Here is a 20,547-nt window from a genome sequence, read left to right as displayed (position 1 = left end):
ATTGCCTCGTCGGCAGCATACGGGGGCTGCCAGGATGGCCGGCATGACCATTCAGCGCACCGAACCCTCCCTCACCGCCGACGAACGGACCATGCTCGAAGGCTGGCTCGACTACCACCGCGAGACTCTGGCGATCAAGTGCGCGGGCCTGGACGACGCCCGGTTGAGAACCGCTTCGGTGCCGCCCTCGGAGCTGTCCCTGCTGGGGCTCGTACGGCACATGGCCGAGGTCGAGCGCATATGGTTCCGCAAGGTGCTCGTGGACGACGACCAGGGGCCCCTCTACTTCAGCGAGGAGGACCCGGACGGGGAGTTCCATCTGACGGAGGCGGACACCTGGGAGGAGGCCCATGACACCTGGCGGAAGGAGATCGCGATCGCCCGGCGCAACGCGGAGGGTTTCGCCCTGGCCGATGTCGCCAAGGCCGTGCACCGTCGGACGGGCGAGGCACCGAGCCTGCGGTGGATCTACACCCACATGATCGAGGAGTACGCCCGCCACAACGGCCACGCCGACCTGTTGCGAGAGCGCCTCGACGGAACCACCGGATACTGAGCGAACCCTGACGCCGGGCGCCGGCCGGGGGCGGGTGCGCGGGGCGGTCGCACGGGTGCCGGGCGAGGCGCACCACGTCGTCGGCGGTCCCCGGCGTCACCCGTGTGGGGGCATCATCCGCTTGATCCTTCCCCAAGGCGGCCCGGAAGCAGCAGAGTTGCGCGCGTGCATCGACCGACCACCACCGCAACCGCAACGCTCCTGGTCACCGTGGCCGTCTCGGCCCTCACCGGCTGTGTGACCGCGCAACACCCGCCCTCGCCGCAGGCGCCGGCCCTGCCGTCCGGGCCGGCCGAGCCCCGCCCGGACGGCACCGGCGCGACGCGGATCGTGGAGGCGCCGGCGCGGGAGGCGCTGGCGCTGATCGGCCCGCCCCGGGATTCCCCATCGAGCGCGTCCGAGGCACCGGAGCCCGCCGCGCCTGCCCCCGCCACCCCCGCGCCCACGACCGACACGCCGCCTCCCGCGCCACCACCCCGGGAGAAGCGCCAGGCTCCCCCCGAGCGGCACGGACCGCCCCCCGGGTCCCGGCCTCATGTCGAGATCCCGCCGCTCCCCGAGAAGCTCCCGACCGAGCGGCCCAGGAACTCCGACGTGTGCGCACTCGGCCACAAGTACGGCGGCTGGGGAAGGGACACGCCCCAGGCGGCCATCTGCAGGGACGTCTACGGCCGTTGAGGCGCCCTCGACGGTCGCGCACTCCCGGCGTCAGGGCCGCTGTCTCGGCGGCCCCGGCGTGTCCCCTCCACCGGGGCCCGCCTCGTCGAGCCGGGCCTCCAGCCGGCCGAGGGCGGTGCGGACGCCGTCGCCGTGACCGCCGTCCTCCAGCGCGGCCAGCGCGACCCGGGCCAGCCGCAGATGGCTGCGGGCCGCGTCGGGGCGGCCCAGCCTGGCGTAGTCGGCGGCGAGGTTGAGGTGGAGCGAGGGGTAGAAGGCGCGCACCGCGAGCTCGTCGTGGTGCTCCCGGGGGCGGGCCGCGGAGTGGTCCGCGTCATGGTGCGGAGGGTGGTGCACGGGGTGGCCGGTGGAGTGCTCCGCGGTGTGCTCCGCCGAGCGGCCGTCGGACAGCTCGTCGGCCGCCGACAGCGCCCTGAGGTCCCAGGCCAGCTCGGTGTCCGGATCGTCCTGGGTGTCGGCCATGTAGTGCGCCAGCGTGCAGCGGTGGAGCGGGGTGCCGTCCTCGCCGATCTCCGCCCAGAGCTGGAGCAGACGGTGCCGGGCCTCCTCGCGGTCACCCCCGTGGTGCAGCATGACAGCCTGTCCGATCCGGGTCATCAGGGCGTCCGGTGCCACCTGCTCCTGTCGCTCCACCACCGCGTCCTCCGCACTCCTCGCCCCCTGTCCCGCCTGTCCCTCCCGACGCTAACGGCAGGCACCGGCAAACCCGGTCAGGCAGCCCCGTACGGCCGCGGGGGTGCCCCGGCGGCCGTACGGGCGCAGACGCGGGTGAGGGGGCGGACGAGCTTTCGCGTCAGCCGATGTCGGGAATCGTCCAGTCGATCGGCTCGTGGCCCTGCCGGGCGACGGCCTCGTTGATCTGCGTGAACGGCTGCGAGCCGAAGAACTTCTTGGCCGACAGCGGCGAGGGGTGGGCGCCCTTCACCACCACGTGGCGCTCCTCGTCGATCAGCGGCAGCTTCTTCTGCGCGTAGTTGCCCCAGAGCACGAAGACCGCCGGGTCGGGCCGGTCGGCGACGGCGCGGATCACGGCGTCGGTGAACCTCTCCCAGCCCTTGCCCTTGTGCGAGTTGGCCTCGCCCGAGCGGACCGTGAGCACCGCGTTGAGCAGCAGCACGCCCTGCTGGGCCCAGGGCAGCAGATAGCCGTTGTCCGGGATGGGGGTGCCCAGCTCGGCCTGCATCTCCTTGTAGATGTTCCGCAGGGAGGGCGGGGTCTTCACTCCGGGCCGCACGGAGAAGCACAGGCCGTGGCCCTGGCCCTCGCCGTGGTACGGATCCTGGCCGAGGACGAGGACCTTCACGCTCTCGTACGGCGTGGCGTCGAGTGCGGCGAAGACCTGCTCGCGGGGAGGGTAGACGGGACCCTTGGCGCGCTCCTCCTCGACGAACTCGGTGAGTTCCTTGAAGTAGGGCTGCTGCAGTTCGTCCCCCAGGACCCCGCGCCAGGACTCGGGCAGCATGGCGATGTCGGTCACGTCAACGTCCTCCGGTGTGCGCTCACTTCACGGCCGCGCAGCACGCGGCCATGGGCTGCCGCGCGAGGCGCGGCCGCCGTCAGAGCACAGAACCTACAGGCGCCCACTGACAACGGGACCCGGCACCCGGAATTACCAGCTGGTCTTCCAGGACAACTGCCACATGGTCATCATCGTCGCGGGGTCGATGACGTTCTCCAGGCCGGCGATCTCCTCGTTCGCGGCCGTGTACGCCTTGCCCTGCCACAGCGGGATCAGGCGGGCGTCGTCCACGAGGATCTGCTGGGCCTCCTCGAACTCCTTGGAGACGGCCCCGCGGTCGCTCTCGGCACGCGACTCGGGGAGCAGCTTGTCCGTGATCTCGGGGGACTTGTACGGGGTGCCGAGCGCGTTCTGCTCGCCCACGAAGGGGGCGATGAAGTTGTCGGCGTCGTTGAAGTCGGGGTTCCAGCCACGCCCGAAGATGGGGTACTCGCCCTTCTGGTAGCCCTCGGCGTAGGTCTTCCAGGGCCGGCTCTTGAGCGTGACCGAGAACAGGCCGGACGCCTCCAGCTGCCGCTTCAGCTCCTCGAAGGCGGGCTTGGTCTGGGAGCCGTACCGGTCCGAGGTGTACCAGAGCGTGAGAGGAACCGTTTCGGTGATGCCCGCCTCGGTGAGGATGGACTTCGCCTTGGTGGCGCTGGGGTTGCCGTAGTCGTCGAAGAAGCCCGTCGTGTGGCCCACCAGACCCCTGGGGATCATGGAGTACAGCGGCTCGACGGTGTCCTTGTAGATGTTGTGGGCGAGTGCCGGCCGGTCGAGGACCTGGGCGATCGCCTTGCGGACCGCGGGGTTCTTCGCCCAGGGGTCCTTGGGGTTGAACACCAGATAGCTGATCTCGGTGGTGGGGCTCTCCACGAGCTGGAGGTTCTCGCTGTCGTGGTTGGCCTGGATGTCCACGATGTCCGAGGCGCCGAGACCCCGGTAGATGACCGAGATCTTCTTGTCCTTGAGGGCCTTGACCATCTGGTCCGACTGCTGGAAGTACTCGATGGTCACAGCGGAGTTCTTGCGGTCCGCGAGGCCCTTGTAGTTCTCGTTGCCGACCAGCTCGGCCTTCTTGCCGTCCTCGTAGGAGTCGAGGTCGTAGGGTCCTGAGCCGGTGATCTCGGTGCCCTCACGGAGCTTGTCCGCGGGATAGTCCGCGGGGTCCACGATCGACATGGCGGGCGTGGTGAGCACGAGCGGGAAGGTCGCGTCGGGCTGGCTGAGGTGGAAGACGACCTCGCGGTCGCCCTTGACCTGCACCCGGGAGAGCGTGGTCAGCAGGCCCGCGGGGCCACCGTTGACATTGATCTTCTTGATCCGGTCGAACGAGTACTTGACGGCCTGCGCGTCCAGTGTGTGCCCGTTGGAGAACTTCAGGCCCTCGCGCAGCGTGCAGCTGTACACGGTGCTGGAGCTGTCCGTGAACTCGCAGCTCTCGGCGGCGTCGGGCTCGGGCTCGGTACCGCCGGGCGCGTAGCCGAGCAGGGGCTGGAAGACGTTGCGCATCAGCTCCCAGGAGCTGTCCCAGGCCGCGGCCGGGTCCAGGGTGCTCGGCGTGCTGGTGGTCCCCACCACGATGGGGTCCGCGTCGTCCGAGGCGTCCGAGGAGAACACGCCACACCCGGTCACCATGGATATGGACGCGATCACCGCGAGTGGCGGCAAGTATCGGTTCCGGTTGAACACGCGCATGCTCCTCGAAATGCCGTACCAAGAGTGGGCGAACGATACCGCAGGCCCCGCGAGCGGCCACCGCTCGGCTGGCAAAGCCCTTGATCAGTTCGCTGTGACGGCGTTGTCGAGCCCCTGTGGGGGATGCGAACGGGCGCCGGAGACGTTCGGAGAAGCGTGCTCCGGCGCCCGCCGTACTCTGTCAGGCCATCCCGGCGTTGAGGAAGATGCCGCCGTCGACCACGAGGGTCTGGCCGGTGACCCAGTCGGACTGCTCCGAGGTGAGGAACGCGGCGGCGCCGCCGATGTCGGAGGGCACGCCGAGCCGGGCGAGCGGGTAGGCCGCCGCGGCCTCGGCCTCCCGGCCCTCGTACAGGGCCTGGGCGAACTTGGTCTTCACCACCGCGGGCGCGATCGCGTTGACCCGCACCTTGGGCGCGTACTCGTGCGCCAGCTGCAGGGTCAGGTTGATCATGGCGGCCTTGCTGATGCCGTAGGCGCCGATGAACGGCGACGCGGAGACACCGGCGACGGAGGCGATGTTGACGATCGCGCCGCCGTTGTCCTTCTGCCAGGCGTGCCAGGTCCGCTGGGCGAAGCCGAGGGCCGAGACGACGTTGGTCTCGAACACCTTGCGGGCCACGTTCAGGTCGAGATCGGCGATCGGCCCGAAGACCGGGTTGGTGCCGGCGTTGTTGACCAGGAAGTCGACACGGCCGAAGGCCTCCATCGTGCGTTCGACGGCGAGTGCCTGGTGGGCCTCGTCGTGGGCCTTGCCCGCCACACCGATGACGCGGTCGGCGCCGAGCTGCTCGACGGCCTTCTTGAGCGAGTCCTCGTCGCGGCCCGTGATGCAGACCCGGTCGCCGCGCGCGACGAGGGCCTCGGCGATGCCGTGGCCGATACCGCGGCTGGCGCCGGTGATGAGGGCGACCTTGCCCGAGAGCTCGGGGAGTTCCACCGAAGTCATGTTCCCGATCCCTTAGTTGAGCGGTCCGCCGGCCACGTACAGCACCTGGCCGGAGACGAATCCGGCGTCCTCGCCGGTGAAGTAGGCGATGGCGCCGGCGATGTCCTCGGGCCGGCCCACGCGCTGGACGGGGATCTGCGTGGCGGCCGCCGCCTGGAACTCCTCGAAGCCCATGCCCACACGGGCGGCGGTGGCGGCGGTCATGTCGGTGACGATGAAGCCGGGCGCGACGGCGTTGGCGGTGACGCCGAACTTGCCGAGCTCGATGGCGAGGGTCTTGGTCAGGCCCTGCAGACCGGCCTTGGCGGCGGAGTAGTTGGCCTGGCCCCGGTTGCCGAGCGCGGACGACGAGGACAGGTTGACGATCCGGCCGAACTTGGCCTCGACCATGTACTTCTGAACGGCCTTGGCCATCAGGAAGGCGCCCCGCAGGTGCACGTTCATGACGATGTCCCAGTCGGACGCGCTCATCTTGAACAGCAGGTTGTCGCGGAGCACGCCCGCGTTGTTCACCAGGATCGTCGGGGCGCCCAGTTCCTCGGCGATCCGGGTGACGGCGGCCTCGACCTGGGCCTCGTCGGAGACGTCGCAGCCGACCGCGAGCGCCTTGCCGCCGACGGCGGTGATCTTCTCGACGGTGTCCTTGCACGCGGCCTCGTCGAGGTCGATCACCGCGACGGCACGGCCTTCGGCGGCCAGTCGTACGGCGGTCGCGGCACCGATGCCGCGCGCGCCACCGGTGACCACGGCGACACGCTGCTCAGTGGTGGACATTGCTGGTTCTCCTCGCCCTTGGGATGCGGCTCCTGCGGCGCCCCCTCTTGGTGAGCGACCGCTTAGTACCTTCAGCACACGTGACGCTAGAAGTCCTGGCACCCGGTGTCAACGTTCCCCCAGGTGTGATCCCTTACGTCGGCCCCCGCCGGGGCCCACGCGCACCGACCGTCACCGCACCAGCAGGGCGAGCAGCCGCTCCGCCTCCGCCGCCGGATCCGCGGTGAGCCCAGTGTGCACCGGTCCCGCCCGGACGACCGTGGAACGGGGCGCGACGAGCCACCGGAACCTCCGTCCGGCATCGTCCCGGGCGGCCTGCCCGGCCGCATCTCCCCCGGCGCACACCTGCTCCACGGCGCGCAGCGCGGCGCGTACGCCCTCCACGTCCGCCCCCGGGTCCAGGGCGAGGAGCTTGGTCTCGTCGAGATGCGTGCGGGCCGCCACGAGGGCCCGGGAGCGGCTGTACACGAGAACGCCCGCGTTGAAGCACTCCCCGCGCTCGATCCTGGGCACGACCCGCAGCAGCGCGTACTCGTAGACGTCCTGCCCGGTCGCCCCGGTGGCCAGGAAGCGGTCGCTCACTTGATCCCCTCGATGCGTTCGTGAATGTCGGCGGCGCGGGCGAGCAGCGGTTCCGCGTACGCCCGCCGCAGCGCGTCCGGCGTCTCGAAGCCGGGCTCGTCGGCCAGCCAGACGTCCGGGATCTCGGCGGTCACCTCGGCGAGCAGGTCCGCGGTGACCAGGGGCGCGAGGTCGGCGGCGGCCGCGGCGACATCGGGGGCGAAGCGCGCGAGGGCGTGGTCGGCGGCGTCGTACGGCTTGGCCGCGGAGGCACGGGCGCCCGGCCAGTGGTGGTGCCAGATCATGGTGGCGCCGTGGTCGATGAGCCACAGGTCACCGTGGCGCGTCAGCAGGTTCGGATTGCGCCAGGAGCGGTCGACGTTGTTGATCAGCGCGTCGAACCAGACGACCCGCCCGGCCTCCTCGGGACCGACCTCGAAGGCGAGCGGGTCGAAGCCGATGGCGCGGGCCAGGAAGTCCATGCCGAGGTTGGTGCCGCCGCTGGACTTGATCAGCTCCTGCACCTGCTCGTCGGGCTCGCCGAGCCCGAGGACGGGGTCGAGGTCCAGGGTGACGAGGCCGGGCACGCGCAGACCGAGCCGCCGGGCCAGCTCACCGCAGACGACCTCCGCCACGAGCGTCTTGCGGCCCTGCCCCGCTCCGGTGAACTTCAGGACATACGTGCCGCGGTCGTCGGCCTCGACCAGACCCGGCAGCGAACCGCCTTCCCGCAGCGGCGTGATGTACCGGGTCACGCTGACTTCCTTGAGCATCGCCCCAGGTTACCGGCGTACCGCGGACACCCGGAGTCGACCCGTCCGCGCATGACGGACCGACAGCTTCCGGACAGCTGTTTTTGACGCTCTCATGATCCCGGACAGGCCAGGATGTGCACCCTGTCTGAACGTTCAAGCACGGCCCCGCCGTATCCATGGGCGAAAGTGCGAAGCCATCTCGGAAGGAACCGCCAGCATGTCCAGCGAAACGATCAAACCCGCTTCGATTCCGGGCCGTCGTACCGTCATGGCGGCGGCCGGCGTGGCGGGACTCGCCGTCGCGCTGACCGCGTGCGGATCGGAGGACACCCCGTCGACCTCCACCTCCGACTCGCCCGGTGCCGGGGCGGGAGCCGGGGGCGACTCCACCGCCGAGGCGAGCGGCGGCGCGGGGGGCACGGAGATCGCCAAGACCTCGGACATACCCGAGGGCGGCGGCAAGATCTTCGAGAGCGAGGGTGTCGTCGTCACCCAGCCGAAGGCGGGCACCTTCAAGGCGTTCTCCTCGGTGTGCACCCACTCGGGCTGTGCCGTGAAGACGATCGCCGACGGCGTGATCAACTGCCCCTGTCACAACAGCAACTTCTCGATCGAGGACGGCAGCGTCAAGAGCGGCCCGGCCCCGAAGCCGCTGCCGGCCAAGGAGGTCAGCGTCTCGGGCGATTCGATCACTCTGGCCTGACCTTCGTCAGGCACGCCGACACCTCGTCCGTGGTAGCGACCGTGGCGACCAGCGCGAGGGTGTGGCGGATCATCGCGGGGGTGTAGTCGGCAGGCACCCCCGCGATGGCGTCCCCGGGCACGACGACGCGGTAGCCGCGGTTCACCGCGTCGAACACCGCGTTCGGCACGGCCACGTTGGCCGAGACACCGGTGACGATCAGCGTGCGGCACCCCAGGTTGCGCAGCAGCGCGTCCACGTCCGTGCCCGCCAGCGGGGACAGCCCGTGCAGCCGCCGTACGACCAGGTCCTCCTCGGTCACCTCGACGGGCGGCGCGACGCGTACGGCATCGGTGCCCGCCAACTGCCGTACGGGCAGCCGCTGCGCGGCGCGGAACAGGCGGGCGTTGTGGCTGGCGCCCCGCCCGTCCGGCCGGCGCTCGGCGACGGCGTGCATGACCTGCACCCCGCTCCGGTGGGCCGCGTCGACCAGCCTGGCCACATTGGCGAGCGCCCCCGACGAGCGTGCCTCGTCGGCGAGTTCGGGCAGCGCGCTGTCGGGTCCGACGACACCGCGCTGGCACTCGACGGTGAGCAGGACGGTGGTGGCGGGATCGAGCAGCCCGTCCAGTTCCCGCTGCCTCTTCGACCCACTCGCGTTCGACCCACGCGCGTCACTCGCGTCACTCGCCTCACTCGCGTACGACGGCATGACGTTCCCCTTGTCGCCGGCGATCGGGCGGGCGAGCGTAACGCCCCTTGCACATGGACGGAAGACGTCCGATCCTCTTCTGACGTCACGTCAGCGGAGGGGATGTCGATGACCGCCACGCAGCGCCGGGGCCGGAAGATCATGATGGAGCCCGCCGAACTGGACGAGTTCCTCGGCGCGCGGCGCACCTGCCGGGTCGCGACGGTCTCGTCCGACGGCGCACCGCACATCAGCCCGCTCTGGTACGTCTGGGACGGCACGTCGCTGTGGCTCTACTCGATCACCCGCAGCAGACGGTGGTCCGCGCTGCGCCGTGATCCGCGCGTCGCCGTCGTGGTCGACGCGGGCGAGGAGTACGGCGAACTGCGGGGCGCCGAGCTGTCCGGCACCGTCGAGTTCGTCGGCGAGGCACCGCGCACGGGCGAGCCGGTCCCCGAACTCGTCGAGGTGGAGCGGCGGTTCGCCCGCAAGAACTTCGGCATCGACGAGATGCCGCACGACGGCCGACACGCCTGGCTGCGCCTGACACCGGACGCGATCGCGTCCTGGGACTTCCGCAAGCTGGGGTAGCCGCGGATCACCACCGCGCCCGCGCGGCCCGCTCCGCGCACGCCGGAGCGGCAGTGCGTCAGGTCGAGCCGCACGCGGCCCCCGCCGCCCGCAGCGCCTCGACCGCCGCCCTGATCGACGGCCGCCGGTCGGCGTCCGCGCGCCACACCGCGTAGACGCTCCGGTGCACCCGGGGGCGCACCGGCACCGTCCGCATGCCGGCCGGCATCGGGTCGCGGCCGAGCCGGGGCGCGATACAGACACCCAACCCGGCGGCGACCAGGGCGAGTTGGGTGTGATGCTCGCCGGCCCGGTGGGCGATCTGTGGCTCGATGCCGTTGGCGCGCAGCGTGTAGAGCAGCCATTCGTGACAGAACTCGCCCTCCGGCCAGGCGACCCACGGCTCCTCCGCCAGCTCCCGCAGGTCGATCTCGTCCCGCCCGGCGAGCGGGTGGTCCTCGGGCAGCGCCACCTCCACCGGATCGTCGAGGATCGCGGCCCGGGCGAGACCCTCGGGCACCGGCAGCGGCTTGTTGTACCAGTCGAGGACGACGGCCAGGTCGGCGTCGCCCCGGATCACCGCGCTGATGGCGAGTTCGGGTTCCGTCTCCCGCGAGCGCACTCGCAGCGCCGGATGGTCCTCCCGCAGCGCGCGGAAGACGGCGGGGAACAGCCCCCGGACGGCCGTGGGGAACGCGGCCATCCGTAGTTCGCCGACGACCTGGCCGCGCTGCGCCTCCAGGTCCGACTGCGCCAGCTCGACCTGCGACAGGATGCGCGCGGCATGTTCGGCGAGCAGCCGCCCCGCGTCGGTGAGGCGCACGCCCCGCCCGTTCTTGGCGAGGAGCCGCTGCCCGACCTCCCGCTCCAGTTTGGCCATCTGCTGGGAGACGGCCGAGGTCGTCACATGCAGCCCCTCGGCCGCCCCGCTGACCGAACCGTGCCGGGCGAGCGCGTCGAGCGTGCGCAGACGCTCCAGATTCAACATATAAGAGATGCTACGAGATTCAGCTCATGAATTCTCGCTTGTGCTACAAGATTGTCGGCAGCATCGTTGAGGTCATGACCACCGCCGCGCCCACCCGAACGCCCGCCGCCCTGTCCGCACGCACCCGCGCCGCCCTGGACTGGCGCCTGCGCTTCGCCTTCCTCTCCCTCGTCTGGGGCTTCAGCTTCCTCCTGATCAAGGTGGGCACGCAGGCCTACGCCCCGTTCCAGGTCACGTTCGGGCGGCTGCTGTTCGGCACGCTGGTGCTCGCGGTGGCGATGGCCGTGAAGCGGGAGCGGCTGCCGCGCGGCATCCGCACCTGGGGGCACCTCACCGTGGCGGCCCTGCTCCTCAACGCGCTGCCGTTCTCCCTCTTCGCCTACGCGGAGCTGACCATCCCTTCCACCCTGGCGGGCATCTGCAACGCGACCTCGCCCCTGTGGGGCATGGCCCTCTCCCTGGTCGCGCTCTCGGAGGACCGCCCGACCAGGGTGCGGGTCGCCGGTCTCGGCCTCGGCTTCCTCGGCGTGCTCACCGTGCTCGGCGCCTGGCAGGGCTTCAGCGGCCTGGACGCCAGGGGCACCACGATGGCCCTGCTGGCCTCCCTCAGCTATCCGATCGGCTGGATCTACGTCCGCCGCACCCTGGCCGGCACCAGCGCGTCGCACCTGTCCCTCACCGGCGCCCAACTCCTGCTGGCCACCGCCCAACTGGCCTTCGTCACACCGCTGTTCACGACCCTGCCGGGCCGTTTCCCGGTTCTCCCCCTGCTGGCGGTCGTCGCGCTGGGCGCCCTCGGCACGGGTGTCGCCATGCTCCTGCAGTACGGCCTCGTCTCAGAGGTCGGCCCCACGACCGCCCAGATGGTCACCTACTTCATCCCGGTCATCGCCACGGCCGCCGGGGTGGCGATTCTCGGCGAGTCCCTGACCTGGTCGACCCCGGTCGGCGCGGCGATCGTTCTGGCGGGAGCGGCCCTGACACAGGCGAGGCCGCGCACCTGAACCCGCCGGACCCTCACACGTATCCGCCGCCGGAGCCCGGCCCGACCGCCGAGGCCACCGCCTCCGCCACCCTCCCGATCTCCTGCTCGGTGAGGGTGGAGACCGTGATCCGGATCCCCTGCGGAGCGTTCATCCGGAAGCGGGCGCCGGGCGCGACCGCCCACCCGGCGTGGAGCAGCCGGGCGACCGCGCCGGTCTCGTCCGGGACCCGGACCCAGACGTTCATCCCGCTGACCCCGTGCGCCTCGATCCCGCGCAGGGCGAGAGCGCCGATCAGCGCGTCCCGCCGCCTCCCGTACGCCGCCGCCACGGCCGTGGCGTCCACCGCGCCGCCGGACCACAGCCGTACGACGGCCCGCTGCACCAGCCGGCTCACCCAGCCCGGCCCCAGCCGCTGCCGGCCCCGCACCCGGTCGACCGTGACGGCGTCCCCGGTGAGCACCGCGAGCCGCAGGTCGGGGCCGTACGCCTTGGCGACCGACCGCACGAAGGCCCAGCCGCGGGTGGTCCCGGCCAGTGGATGGAGGGGCTGGTCGACGATCCGGTGACCGTGGTCGTCCTCGATGAGCAGGGTCTCGGGATGCTCCCCGAGCACGGACCGCAGGGCCCGCGCGCGTGCGGCGCTCACGGCCGCGCCGGTGGGGTTCTGCGCCCGGTCGGTGACGATCAGGGCCCTCGCCCCGGCCTCCAGCGCCGCGCGGACGTCGTCGGCGAGCGGCCCCTCGTCGTCGACGCCGACCGGCACGATCCGCAGTCCGAGCGCCGGCACGAGGTCGAGCACGCTGCCCCACCCGGGGTCCTCGACGGCGACGGCGTCCCCGGGTCTGAGGTGGGCGGCCAGGACGCGTTCGATGGCGTCGAGCGAACCGGAGGTGACGGTGACCGGCCCGTCCGGCACCCCGTCGGCGTCCAGTTCGGCGCGCGCGATCCGCGCCAGCTCGGGCTCCACCGACCCCGACCCGTACAGCACCGGCTCTCGGTCGCCCTGCTCGGCGGCCGCCGCGAACGCCTCGGCCAGACGCGGCAGCAAGGTGGTGTCGGGATTGCCGTCGGCGAGGTCACGCACGCCCTCCGGTACCTCCACCCGGATGTACTCGCGCCCCGTCGTCGCCGGCCGGGGCCGCACACGGCTCCCCCGCCGCCCGGCGGTCTCGATGACCCCCCGCTCACGCAGCGTGCGGTAGGCGGCCGCGACGGTGTTCGGGTTCACCCCGAGTCGTTCCGCCAACTCCCGCATGGATGGCAGTAGTTGACCGGGCATCAGCTCACCCGCCCCGACCGCCCGCTCGACGCTCGCCGCGATTTCCGCCGCGCGCCGCCCGGTGACCATGTATTCTCCTAGCACAAACCAAACTATGCACTAGTGCAATGGGGAGCGCAATGACGGGGACACCACAGCCGACGACATCACCGGCCGCCGCCTACGACCCCACCGACCGCACCGTCCCGACCCGGGGCGCGCAGAAGGCGTCGTACGACAAGGACCTGGTGCACGCGATACTCGACGAGGGGTACGTCTGCCATCTCGGCTTCGTCCGCGACGGCGCCCCGGTGGTGCTGCCCACGCTGTACGGCCGGGTCGGCGAGACGCTCTACGTGCACGGTTCGACGGGTTCACGCCCGCTGCGGATGACGGGCCAGGCCGACCCGGGGCTCCCGGTGTGCCTGACGGTGACGCACGTGGACGGGCTGGTCCTGGCCCGCTCCGCCTTCCACCACTCGATCAACTACCGCTCGGTCGTGGTGCACGGCACCGCCCACCAGGTCACCGATCCGCAGGAGCGGCGGATCGCCCTGGACGCGCTCGTCGACCACGTCGTACCGGGTCGCTCGCAGGACTCCCGGCCCGCCAACGCGAAGGAGTTCGCGGCCACCGCCGTGATCCGCCTCGACCTGAACGAGGTCTCGGCCAAGACCCGCACCGGCGGAGTCAACGAGGAGCCCGAAGACCTCACCCTCCCCCACTGGGCCGGCGTCGTCCCCCTCCGCAAGGGCTACGACACCCCGATCCCGGACCCCGACCTGCCGCCCGAGACCGAACTCCCGGCCTACCTCAAGACCCTCTAGCGCACGCCGCGAGACCCGGGCCCCTCAATGGCGAGGAGCCCACCCGGTCCCCACAACCCCGGCACGCGCCCCTCCAGGGGCGCGCGGGGAACTGCGCGACGAGCCCCCACAGACGCAGAACGCCCGACCCCGGCCAAAGCTCGGGGCCAGCCCTGGCCACCGCCTCCGACACGCGCCCCTCCAGGGGCGCGCGGGGAACTGCGCGACCAGCCCTCACTACCCGCGGACGCCCCCTCCCCCACCCGAAGCACGGGCTCCCCCTCCCCACCGGCCCCCACCAACACCCTCAGGGGCACGAGGAACTACGCGACCAGCCCCTCACAACCCGCACCCGACAGCCGGCCCAAGCCCCCGACCCACCACATCACCGCCCACCCCCCACCGGCAGCTCAGCCTCAACCCCCGCCTCACCGGACGCCACCGACCGCCCCGGCGAACCCTCCCCCACCGCAGACCGCTGCGCGACGAACGCCCCGGCCAGCACCACGACCCCGCCCACGATCTGCGGCGCCCACAGATGCTCACCCAGCAGCACCCACGCGAGCACGGTCGCCACCACCGCCTCCAGGCACCCCAGCACCCCGGCCACCTGCGGCGACAGCCGTCGCACGGCCACCACCCCGGTCACATAGGCGACCACCGTGGCGATCAGCACCACCCACCCGAGCAGCAGCCACGCCGGTACGGCCGTGCCGTCCATCCACGCGTCGCCGCCGAGCACCGCCCACTTCATCCCCCACGGCCGTGCCACCACCGTGAGCACGGCCGCGCCCACCAGCAGCCCGTAGGCAATCACCCCGAGCGGATCCGGCGCTTTCGCCCCCGCGTCGCCGCCCTGGTCGGACAACACGAAGTACCCGGCCTGACAGCAGGCGGCCCCGAGCGCGAGCAGCAGGCCCAGCGGGTCGAAGCTCAGCCCCGACCAGATCTCGACGACACAGGCGAGGCCGCCGACCGCGAGGACGACACCGACCGCGGCGGCCCGCGTCACGGGCCGGCGCTGCACGAACCGCACCCACCCGAGGACGATGGCCGGCCCGAGGTACTCCACGAGGAGCGCGACGCCGACGGGGATACGGGAGATCGAGGCGAAGTAGAAGGCCTGCACACCGGCCACGGCGAACAGCCCGAAACCGACGAGCAGCGCGGGCCGCCGACGCACCAGATCCCGATGGCGCACCGCCCACGGAAGCATCACCAGCGCGGCGCCGACGACCCGCAGCCACACCACGTACAGCGGGTCGAGCCCCGCCTCGATGAGCGGCTTGGCCGCCGTGCCCGATCCACCGAAGGCGAGCGCGGACCCCAGCGCGAGCACCAGCCCGACCCCGCGCCCGCGTTGCCCCTGACTCTGCTGAGACGTATGCACCGGCACATGATGTCAGCCGGCGACAGGAGCGTCATTCCCCATGACACCTGTCTCACCGGCTGGACGACGGCCGGGCCCAACTCCACGGCCGGGCCCACCGCGCCCACCTCCACGGCCGCGCCCACCTCCACGGGGCGCCACGCCTCAACAACCCCCGTCCCCGCTCACCACCCGCCCCTCGACACAGCCCTCGCCCACTTCGGCGATCCGCCGCGCCACCACGCCCCCGTCGACACCGACCTTGCCGAGCACCTCTACGGCCCGCGAACCGGTCGCCGCGACGAGCACCGCGAGCAGATCGATGCCGCGGGCCGCCCCCGCGCCCCGCAGCACGGCACGGTCGTACGCCTGCGTCATCGCCCGGGCCGCCACGGGTGACCACCCGGGCCGGCCCGGCACACCCGGGACGACACCGGTGTCCTCGACACCGATCTGCCAGCGCAGCCCGTACCCGATGCTGCGCTGCACCAGATAGCCGAGCAGCCGGGCGACCTGCGGACCGTCGAAGACGGCGCGGACCTCGGGGTCGGACTCCACGAGGGAGTGCAGCAGATGAGCGGTGTCGATCTGCCGGTCGTCGTCGCGGAGGGCCCGTCTGCGCGCACCGGCGACCACCGAGGCCAGCTCATCCGTGAGCCCGCCCTCGATCTCCAGGTGTTCCGGACCATGGTCGGCGGCCGACTGCCGGGGAATACGGGGTAGCACGCCTCCCACCCCATCAGTCCCGGCGCCTCCAGGGCATCCTCGAAAGGAAGCATCTTCCCCTCCGGCACAGGTTGCGTAGGGAGGAGCCACTTCTCCTCCCTACGGATGAGATCCGCCCGCGCCACCTCAGGGGCGCGCGCGGCCTTGCCCCGCGCCCGGTACGCAACCGCGTGGCACCGGCACCCGTCCCTCACCGCATGGATGCGGGCGCCGGCCGGCGGCACTCCGATTCCTGACGGTTCATCAGTATTGAATGTTCCGGGCCCCGAGGCTACGTTCCGCGACACCACCGTCCGAGACGAAGGGGTTGTCGCATGGCCGATGTCAGCGCGGAGGCACGCATCGAGGCGCCCGCCGAGCAGGTCTGGGCCCGGCTCGTCGACTGGTCCGCGTACGGCGAGTGGAACACCACCCACACCGGCTTCCCCAAGGGCGGCCCGCAGACCCTCACGGTGGGCGGCACCTTCCAGGAGAACCTGAAGCTCATGGGCTTCCCGGCGGAGGTCGAGTGGACCATCGCCGAACTGGAACCCGCCCGCACCCTGGCCATCCGCGGCAAGGGCCCCATGGCCGTGGACCTCGCCACCCGCTACACCCTCACCCCCGACGGGGACGCCACCACGGTCCGCATCGACGGCGCGTTCACCGGCGCCGCCGTCTCCCTGATGGCGGGCAAGCTCAGGGACTCCGCCACGGCCGCGCTCGACGAGTCCCTGCGCAAGCTGGGCGCCCTCGTGACCTGACCTCGCGCCCGCCCCTCACCACCCGCGCCCCCACTCACACCCCCTACGGGGCCCACACCCACACCACCCCACCCACCACGCATCCACGCATCCACGCATCCACCGACCCCAAGCACACGAGAGCGCCCCGCGAAGATCTCTCTCCACGGGGCGCTCCCGCACCGGTCACCCGCACACTGCCGTCAGTCCTCGTCGGCGAGGATCAGATACAGCTTCTTGCGGGCTTCGTTGATCACCGTCAGCGCCTTGTCGCGCTGGTCCTTGTCGCCGGTCTTCCAGACCTGGCCGAACGCCTCCATCAGACCGAAGCCGGCCTGCCGGATCTCGCTCAGCGCCTCCCAGTCGACCCCGCGCGAGGCCTCTTCCCAAGGGGCCTCGGGCCCCTCGTCGGCCGCGGTGCGACCGGCCTCGGTGAGCGAGAACAGCTTCTTGCCGCCCTCGGTCGCACTGGCGATCAGCCCCTCGTCCTCCAACAGCTGGAGGGTGGGGTACACCGAACCGGGGCTGGGCTTCCACGCCCCGCCACTGCGCTCGGCGATCTCCTGGATCATCTCGTAGCCGTGCATGGGCCTGTCCTTGAGAAGGGCCAGGATCGACGCGCGTACGTCGCCCCGCCGCGCCCTCCCCCGGGGTCCGCCCCGGCCGCGCCCACCCCAGGGGCCTGCGCCGAACGGTCCGAACGGTCCGGGGCCACCATGGCCCGGCCCGAAGGGCCCGAAGGCGGCGCGCAGCGCCTCGGCGTCACCTCGGCCGCGAGGGTGCTCCCCACCACGGCCTCCATGTCCACGCTCGAATCCGAAGTCCTGTCCACGGGAACGCATCACGATCACTCCATTCCATCGTTGATCTGTCGCGATGCCTCAACGATATATCGGGACCTGTCGCCTGACAACCCTCGTTTCGACAAGGGCTCCGTGATCTACTGCCGCGCATGCCTTTGTTGCTGCTCGACCTGGACAACACCCTGATCGACCGCGACGCGGCCTTCCGCGCCGCCGCGGCCGCCTTCCTCACCGCCCACGGCCTGCCCGACACCGACCTGCCCTGGGTGGCGGCCGTCGACGCCGGCGGCTACACCCCTCGCCCGGAGGTGGCCTCCGCCCTCACCGACCGCTACGCGGGCGCGGTATCGCCCGACGCCGTCAGCACCCTGCTCGACACCGGCGCCGCCGACCGCGTGGTCCTGGCGCCCACCACCCGCGAGGCGCTCGACCGAGCGCGGGCCGGCGGCTGGACCTGCGTGATCGTCACCAACGGCCGGACCGCTCAACAGGAGACGAAGATCCGCCGCACCGGGCTCGACCGTCTCGTGCAGGGCTGGGTCGTCTCCGAAGCCATCGGCCGTAAGAAGCCCGAGCCGGAGATCTTCCACGCCGCTGCCGCCACCGCAGGGCTTCCGCTGTCCGGCGCCTGGGTGATCGGCGACGCGCCCCACGCCGACATCGCGGGCGCCGACGCCCTCGGCCTGCGCAGCGTCTGGGTGGCGCACGGCCGAGCCTGGAACGAGGGCGCCTACCGGCCCACCCACATCGCGGCCGACATCGTCTCCGCGTTCCACCACGTCTTGAGCACCATGGACTGATCCGCCGTCCGGTCCTCTAGGGTGCGGAAATGATCTCCGACAGCTATCTCTCCGCGCTGTTCTCGCTGGACGGCCGGGTCGCCGTGGTGACGGGCGGCAGTTCCGGCATCGGCAAGGCCATCGGTACGGCTCTCGCCCGGGCCGGCGCGAGCGTGGTGATCGTCGCGCGCAAGGAGGCCGAGCTGCGGGCCACGGCCGGCGAGCTGACGGCGAACGGCTGCCGGGCGGCCTGGGTGAGCGGCGACCTGAGCACGCGGGCCGGTGTGCGCGCGGCGGCCGAGCGGGCGGTCGAGGCGTTCGGGGAGCCCGACATCCTCGTCAACAGCGCCGGCGTCAACCTACGGCCGCCACTGAGCGAACTGGGCGAGGATGTGTGGGACACCACCATGGCCCTGAACCTGGACGCGCCCTTCCTGCTGGGCCAGCGCTTCGGACCCGGCATGGCCGCGCGGGGCTACGGCCGCATCCTCCACATCACCTCCCAGCAGGCACACCGGGCGTTCGTGCGAAGCGGCGCCTACGGCGTCTCCAAGGGCGCGCTGGAGTCGCTGGCCCGCTCGCAGGCCGAGGAGTGGTCACCCCACGGCGTCACCTGCAACACCCTGGTCCCCGGATTCGTCCCGACCCCGCTCAACACCCGGCTGTCGTCCGACCCGGAGCAGGTGGCGGCCCTCGCCGCACGCACCCTGGCCGGGCGCAACGGCCTGGCCGACGACTTCGCCGGTGCCGCCGTCTTCCTGGCCGGCCGCTCCGCCGGCTACATCACCGGCCAGTCGGTCTTCGTCGACGGCGGTTTCTCGGTCCACTAGCGCGCCGCGCCACCACCTGCGGGCCGCATCAAACGCCCCTGCCCCCGGAACGGCGCCCGAACCGCCCTCGAAACGAGTCCACCACCCCGGAATTGGCCTTGGCCCGCAGCTCCACCGACCCCCTAGCGTCCTCCCCATGCGCATTCGTATCGTGGACGCCTTCACCGACCGCCCCTTCTCCGGCAACCCCGCGGGAGTCCTCCTCCTCGACGCCTTCCCGGACGACATCTGGCTGCGATACGTGGCCAGAGAGGTCAACCACGCCGAGACCGCGTTCGCCCATCCCCTCCCGGCGGGCGGCGAGGCCGACTGGGCGCTGCGCTGGTTCACGCCGGTCGCCGAGGTGGCGATGTGCGGCCACGCCACCCTGGCCACGGCACACGTCCTGAGCAGTACGAACACCCATCAGGGCTCGGTACGGTTCGCCACGCGCAGCGGGGTTCTCACCGCCACGCCCCACCCGGACGGCTCGCTCACCCTCGACTTCCCGACCGCGCCCCTCACCCCGGTGGCCGTCCCGGACGGAGTCGCCGAGGCGCTGGGCGCCGAACCGCTGAGCGCCGTCGACACCGGCCCGAACGTGGGCGACCTCCTGGTGGAGCTGGCCGACGAGAAGACGGTCCTGGGTCTCGCCCCCGACCTCCGGTCCCTCGGCCGCTACTCCGAGCGCGGCATCATCGCGACGGCCCCTGCCGCGGACCCCGCAGCCGGCCACGACTACGTCTCGCGCTGCTTCTTCCCCAACCTCGGCATCGACGAGGACTCGGTCACCGGCAGCGCCCACACCGCGCTCGCCCCCTTCTGGTCCGCACGCCTGGGCAGCCCGGACCTCACCGGCCTGCAGGCCTCCCCCCGCTCCGGCCGGGTCCGCACCGAACTCCGCGGCGACCGCACCCTGCTCTCCGGCCGCGCGGTCACGGTCGTCGACGGCGAACTCCTCGCCTGACAGCCCCGCCGGCCCGACGCACGCCCCTCCCCCGGTCCGCCGACCGCACGCCCCGCCTCCGACGGCCCGACCCCACGGCCACCCTTCACGCGGTCGGCAGCCAGCCCACCTTCCCCGCCAGCAGCGCGTACCCCACGAACGCCCCGATGTCGAGCAGCGAGTGGGCCACCACGAGCGGCCCCACGCGCCCCCAACGCCGGTACAGGTAGACGAAGACCACGCCCATCACCATGTTGCCGACGAACCCGCCGATGCCCTGATAGAGGTGGTACGACCCACGCAGCACCGAGCTGGCGGCGAGCGCGCTCCCCGGTGACCAGCCCAGCTGCTGGAGCCGGCGCAGCAGATACCCGACCACGATGACCTCTTCGAGGACGGCGTTCTGGATCGCGGAGAGGATCAGCACGGGGTACTTCCACCACACCTCGGGCAGCGCCTCCGGCACCACCGTGAGGTTGAACCCGAGGCCGCGGGCCGCCAGATAGAAGGCGATGCCCGTACTGCCGATCACGGCGGCGATCGCCGCGCCCCGGCCGAGGTCGGGCCACGGCTTCGTACGGTCGAACCCGAGGGTGCGCAGTCCCGCGCCCTCGCGCAACAGGAAGTGCGCGACCAGGGCGACGGGCACCAGGGCGGTGGTGATGCCGAAGAGCTGCCACGCGAGGTCGAGCCAGGGCCGGCCCGGGGCGGCCGAGGCGTTCATGGTGGCCGCCTGGTCCTTCAGCCCGCCCGGCCTGGTGACCGATCCGATGAAGCTGATCAGCGCGGACACTCCGCTCGCGCCGAGCGAGACCCCGAGCACGAGCAGTGTCTCGTCCCGCAGGATCCGCCGGCCCGGCCGCTCCCACGGCACCGCGCCCTCCGCCGCCTCCGCCTGCCCCTGCACCCACGCCTCCAGTTGTCCGGCCCCGCCGAGGGTCCA

24 protein-coding genes are annotated in these 20,547 nt (G+C 71.9%); 10 read left to right on the top strand and 14 right to left on the bottom strand.

Features of this window, described 5'->3' with window-relative positions:
* The first annotated feature begins 43 nt into the window (after positions 1-43).
* Both ACWCRJ_RS03160 and ACWCRJ_RS03155 read left to right on the top strand, forming a co-directional pair.
* A complete protein-coding gene (locus ACWCRJ_RS03160; RefSeq protein WP_450937638.1) occupies positions 44-556 on the top strand; it encodes a DinB family protein in 513 nt (170 codons plus the stop codon).
* A 165-nt stretch (positions 557-721) separates the two neighbouring features.
* Positions 722-1,234: a hypothetical protein gene (locus ACWCRJ_RS03155; RefSeq protein WP_450937637.1), complete on the top strand. Its 513-nt coding sequence runs from the start codon at positions 722-724 to the stop codon at positions 1,232-1,234.
* Between the two features lie 30 nt (positions 1,235-1,264).
* On the opposite strand, the gene ACWCRJ_RS03150 is transcribed toward ACWCRJ_RS03155, so the two are convergent.
* From ACWCRJ_RS03150 to ACWCRJ_RS03120, 7 genes are all read right to left on the bottom strand, one after another.
* Positions 1,265-1,870 (bottom strand): hypothetical protein, encoded by a 606-nt coding sequence (locus ACWCRJ_RS03150; protein ID WP_450937636.1) that lies wholly within the window; start codon positions 1,868-1,870, stop codon positions 1,265-1,267.
* 157 nt (positions 1,871-2,027) lie between these two features.
* Positions 2,028-2,711: a uracil-DNA glycosylase gene (locus ACWCRJ_RS03145; RefSeq protein ID WP_450937635.1), complete on the bottom strand. Its 684-nt coding sequence runs from the start codon at positions 2,709-2,711 to the stop codon at positions 2,028-2,030.
* Positions 2,712-2,843: 132 nt separating this feature from the next.
* Complete coding sequence (locus ACWCRJ_RS03140; protein ID WP_450937634.1) at positions 2,844-4,424, bottom strand: ABC transporter substrate-binding protein; 1,581 nt, start codon at positions 4,422-4,424, stop codon at positions 2,844-2,846.
* Between the two features lie 187 nt (positions 4,425-4,611).
* Positions 4,612-5,379, bottom strand: coding sequence for an SDR family oxidoreductase (locus tag ACWCRJ_RS03135; RefSeq protein ID WP_450937633.1), 768 nt, complete (start codon positions 5,377-5,379; stop codon positions 4,612-4,614).
* A gap of 12 nt (positions 5,380-5,391) precedes the next feature.
* Positions 5,392-6,153 (bottom strand): 3-oxoacyl-ACP reductase FabG, encoded by a 762-nt coding sequence (gene fabG / locus ACWCRJ_RS03130; protein ID WP_450937632.1) that lies wholly within the window; start codon positions 6,151-6,153, stop codon positions 5,392-5,394.
* Positions 6,154-6,324: 171 nt separating this feature from the next.
* Positions 6,325-6,735 carry a DUF3037 domain-containing protein gene (locus ACWCRJ_RS03125; protein ID WP_450937631.1) on the bottom strand — a complete coding sequence of 137 codons (411 nt, stop codon included), beginning with the start codon at positions 6,733-6,735 and terminating at the stop codon, positions 6,325-6,327.
* The gene (locus ACWCRJ_RS03120; protein WP_450937630.1) at positions 6,732-7,487 is read right to left on the bottom strand and encodes a HipA family kinase; all 756 of its coding nucleotides are present in this window, start codon (positions 7,485-7,487) and stop codon (positions 6,732-6,734) included. The genes ACWCRJ_RS03125 and ACWCRJ_RS03120 overlap by 4 nt, the downstream gene beginning before the upstream one ends.
* Positions 7,488-7,686: 199 nt before the next feature.
* On the opposite strand from ACWCRJ_RS03120, the gene ACWCRJ_RS03115 reads away from it, so the two are divergent.
* Complete coding sequence (locus ACWCRJ_RS03115; RefSeq protein WP_450937629.1) at positions 7,687-8,172, top strand: Rieske (2Fe-2S) protein; 486 nt, start codon at positions 7,687-7,689, stop codon at positions 8,170-8,172.
* Here ACWCRJ_RS03115 and ACWCRJ_RS03110 read toward each other — a convergent pair.
* On the bottom strand, positions 8,159-8,863 hold the full coding sequence (locus ACWCRJ_RS03110) for a cysteine hydrolase (protein WP_450937628.1): 705 nt from the start codon (positions 8,861-8,863) through the stop codon (positions 8,159-8,161). The two genes, ACWCRJ_RS03115 and ACWCRJ_RS03110, sit on opposite strands and share 14 nt — an antisense overlap.
* A 108-nt stretch (positions 8,864-8,971) precedes the next feature.
* Here ACWCRJ_RS03110 and ACWCRJ_RS03105 point away from each other — a divergent pair, with 108 nt between their 5' ends.
* On the top strand, positions 8,972-9,433 hold the full coding sequence (locus ACWCRJ_RS03105; protein ID WP_450937627.1) for a pyridoxamine 5'-phosphate oxidase family protein: 462 nt from the start codon (positions 8,972-8,974) through the stop codon (positions 9,431-9,433).
* A gap of 58 nt (positions 9,434-9,491) precedes the next feature.
* Here the strand turns inward: ACWCRJ_RS03105 and ACWCRJ_RS03100 are convergent, their stop codons facing one another.
* Positions 9,492-10,400 (bottom strand): LysR family transcriptional regulator, encoded by a 909-nt coding sequence (locus ACWCRJ_RS03100; protein WP_450937626.1) that lies wholly within the window; start codon positions 10,398-10,400, stop codon positions 9,492-9,494.
* A gap of 74 nt (positions 10,401-10,474) precedes the next feature.
* Between ACWCRJ_RS03100 and ACWCRJ_RS03095 the strand changes: the two genes are divergently transcribed.
* Positions 10,475-11,404, top strand: a complete 930-nt coding sequence (locus ACWCRJ_RS03095) for a DMT family transporter (protein ID WP_450937625.1) — start codon at positions 10,475-10,477, stop codon at positions 11,402-11,404.
* Positions 11,405-11,417: 13 nt separating this feature from the next.
* On the opposite strand, the gene ACWCRJ_RS03090 is transcribed toward ACWCRJ_RS03095, so the two are convergent.
* Complete coding sequence (locus ACWCRJ_RS03090) at positions 11,418-12,749, bottom strand: aminotransferase class I/II-fold pyridoxal phosphate-dependent enzyme (RefSeq protein ID WP_450937624.1); 1,332 nt, start codon at positions 12,747-12,749, stop codon at positions 11,418-11,420.
* Between the two features lie 35 nt (positions 12,750-12,784).
* Between ACWCRJ_RS03090 and ACWCRJ_RS03085 the strand changes: the two genes are divergently transcribed.
* Positions 12,785-13,471: a pyridoxamine 5'-phosphate oxidase family protein gene (locus ACWCRJ_RS03085; RefSeq protein ID WP_450937623.1), complete on the top strand. Its 687-nt coding sequence runs from the start codon at positions 12,785-12,787 to the stop codon at positions 13,469-13,471.
* Between the two features lie 364 nt (positions 13,472-13,835).
* Here ACWCRJ_RS03085 and ACWCRJ_RS03080 read toward each other — a convergent pair whose 3' ends face one another.
* Together ACWCRJ_RS03080 and ACWCRJ_RS03075 are read right to left on the bottom strand one after the other, a co-directional pair.
* Positions 13,836-14,846 (bottom strand): EamA family transporter, encoded by a 1,011-nt coding sequence (locus ACWCRJ_RS03080; protein WP_450937622.1) that lies wholly within the window; start codon positions 14,844-14,846, stop codon positions 13,836-13,838.
* 138 nt (positions 14,847-14,984) lie between these two features.
* Positions 14,985-15,545, bottom strand: a complete 561-nt coding sequence (locus tag ACWCRJ_RS03075) for a Clp protease N-terminal domain-containing protein (RefSeq protein WP_450937621.1) — start codon at positions 15,543-15,545, stop codon at positions 14,985-14,987.
* A 314-nt stretch (positions 15,546-15,859) separates the two neighbouring features.
* On the opposite strand from ACWCRJ_RS03075, the gene ACWCRJ_RS03070 reads away from it, so the two are divergent.
* Positions 15,860-16,288 carry a type II toxin-antitoxin system Rv0910 family toxin gene (locus ACWCRJ_RS03070; protein WP_450937620.1) on the top strand — a complete coding sequence of 143 codons (429 nt, stop codon included), beginning with the start codon at positions 15,860-15,862 and terminating at the stop codon, positions 16,286-16,288.
* A 182-nt stretch (positions 16,289-16,470) separates the two neighbouring features.
* Here ACWCRJ_RS03070 and ACWCRJ_RS03065 read toward each other — a convergent pair whose 3' ends face one another.
* The gene (locus ACWCRJ_RS03065) at positions 16,471-17,109 is read right to left on the bottom strand and encodes a PadR family transcriptional regulator (protein ID WP_450938135.1); all 639 of its coding nucleotides are present in this window, start codon (positions 17,107-17,109) and stop codon (positions 16,471-16,473) included.
* A gap of 110 nt (positions 17,110-17,219) precedes the next feature.
* Between ACWCRJ_RS03065 and ACWCRJ_RS03060 the strand changes: the two genes are divergently transcribed.
* From ACWCRJ_RS03060 to ACWCRJ_RS03050, 3 genes are all read left to right on the top strand, one after another.
* The gene (locus ACWCRJ_RS03060) at positions 17,220-17,870 is read left to right on the top strand and encodes an HAD family hydrolase (protein ID WP_450937619.1); all 651 of its coding nucleotides are present in this window, start codon (positions 17,220-17,222) and stop codon (positions 17,868-17,870) included.
* 29 nt (positions 17,871-17,899) lie between these two features.
* Complete coding sequence (locus ACWCRJ_RS03055; RefSeq protein ID WP_450937618.1) at positions 17,900-18,679, top strand: SDR family NAD(P)-dependent oxidoreductase; 780 nt, start codon at positions 17,900-17,902, stop codon at positions 18,677-18,679.
* Between the two features lie 136 nt (positions 18,680-18,815).
* Positions 18,816-19,625: a PhzF family phenazine biosynthesis protein gene (locus ACWCRJ_RS03050; RefSeq protein ID WP_450937617.1), complete on the top strand. Its 810-nt coding sequence runs from the start codon at positions 18,816-18,818 to the stop codon at positions 19,623-19,625.
* Positions 19,626-19,710: 85 nt separating this feature from the next.
* Here the strand turns inward: ACWCRJ_RS03050 and ACWCRJ_RS03045 are convergent, their stop codons facing one another.
* On the bottom strand, positions 19,711-20,511 hold the full coding sequence (locus ACWCRJ_RS03045; RefSeq protein WP_450937616.1) for a CPBP family intramembrane glutamic endopeptidase: 801 nt from the start codon (positions 20,509-20,511) through the stop codon (positions 19,711-19,713).
* Positions 20,512-20,547: the final 36 nt, after the last annotated feature.

The sequence above is a fragment of the Streptomyces sp. NPDC002324 genome (genome assembly GCF_053593335.1).
The sequence above is the reverse complement of the archived record's forward strand: the minus strand, read 5'-3'. Positions and strand labels throughout refer to the sequence as shown.

Coding starts and splice junctions, on each gene's coding strand:
- ACWCRJ_RS03160 (WP_450937638.1), top strand. CDS start 44: ATGACCATTCAGCGCACCGAACCCTCCCTCACCGCCGACGAACGGACC.
- ACWCRJ_RS03135 (WP_450937633.1), bottom strand. CDS start 5,379: ATGACTTCGGTGGAACTCCCCGAGCTCTCGGGCAAGGTCGCCCTCATC.
- fabG (WP_450937632.1), bottom strand. CDS start 6,153: ATGTCCACCACTGAGCAGCGTGTCGCCGTGGTCACCGGTGGCGCGCGC.
- ACWCRJ_RS03120 (WP_450937630.1), bottom strand. CDS start 7,487: ATGCTCAAGGAAGTCAGCGTGACCCGGTACATCACGCCGCTGCGGGAA.
- ACWCRJ_RS03115 (WP_450937629.1), top strand. CDS start 7,687: ATGTCCAGCGAAACGATCAAACCCGCTTCGATTCCGGGCCGTCGTACC.
- ACWCRJ_RS03110 (WP_450937628.1), bottom strand. CDS start 8,863: ATGCCGTCGTACGCGAGTGAGGCGAGTGACGCGAGTGACGCGCGTGGG.
- ACWCRJ_RS03105 (WP_450937627.1), top strand. CDS start 8,972: ATGACCGCCACGCAGCGCCGGGGCCGGAAGATCATGATGGAGCCCGCC.
- ACWCRJ_RS03100 (WP_450937626.1), bottom strand. CDS start 10,400: ATGTTGAATCTGGAGCGTCTGCGCACGCTCGACGCGCTCGCCCGGCAC.
- ACWCRJ_RS03095 (WP_450937625.1), top strand. CDS start 10,475: ATGACCACCGCCGCGCCCACCCGAACGCCCGCCGCCCTGTCCGCACGC.
- ACWCRJ_RS03085 (WP_450937623.1), top strand. CDS start 12,785: ATGACGGGGACACCACAGCCGACGACATCACCGGCCGCCGCCTACGAC.
- ACWCRJ_RS03070 (WP_450937620.1), top strand. CDS start 15,860: ATGGCCGATGTCAGCGCGGAGGCACGCATCGAGGCGCCCGCCGAGCAG.
- ACWCRJ_RS03065 (WP_450938135.1), bottom strand. CDS start 17,109: ATGCGTTCCCGTGGACAGGACTTCGGATTCGAGCGTGGACATGGAGGC.
- ACWCRJ_RS03060 (WP_450937619.1), top strand. CDS start 17,220: ATGCCTTTGTTGCTGCTCGACCTGGACAACACCCTGATCGACCGCGAC.
- ACWCRJ_RS03055 (WP_450937618.1), top strand. CDS start 17,900: ATGATCTCCGACAGCTATCTCTCCGCGCTGTTCTCGCTGGACGGCCGG.
- ACWCRJ_RS03050 (WP_450937617.1), top strand. CDS start 18,816: ATGCGCATTCGTATCGTGGACGCCTTCACCGACCGCCCCTTCTCCGGC.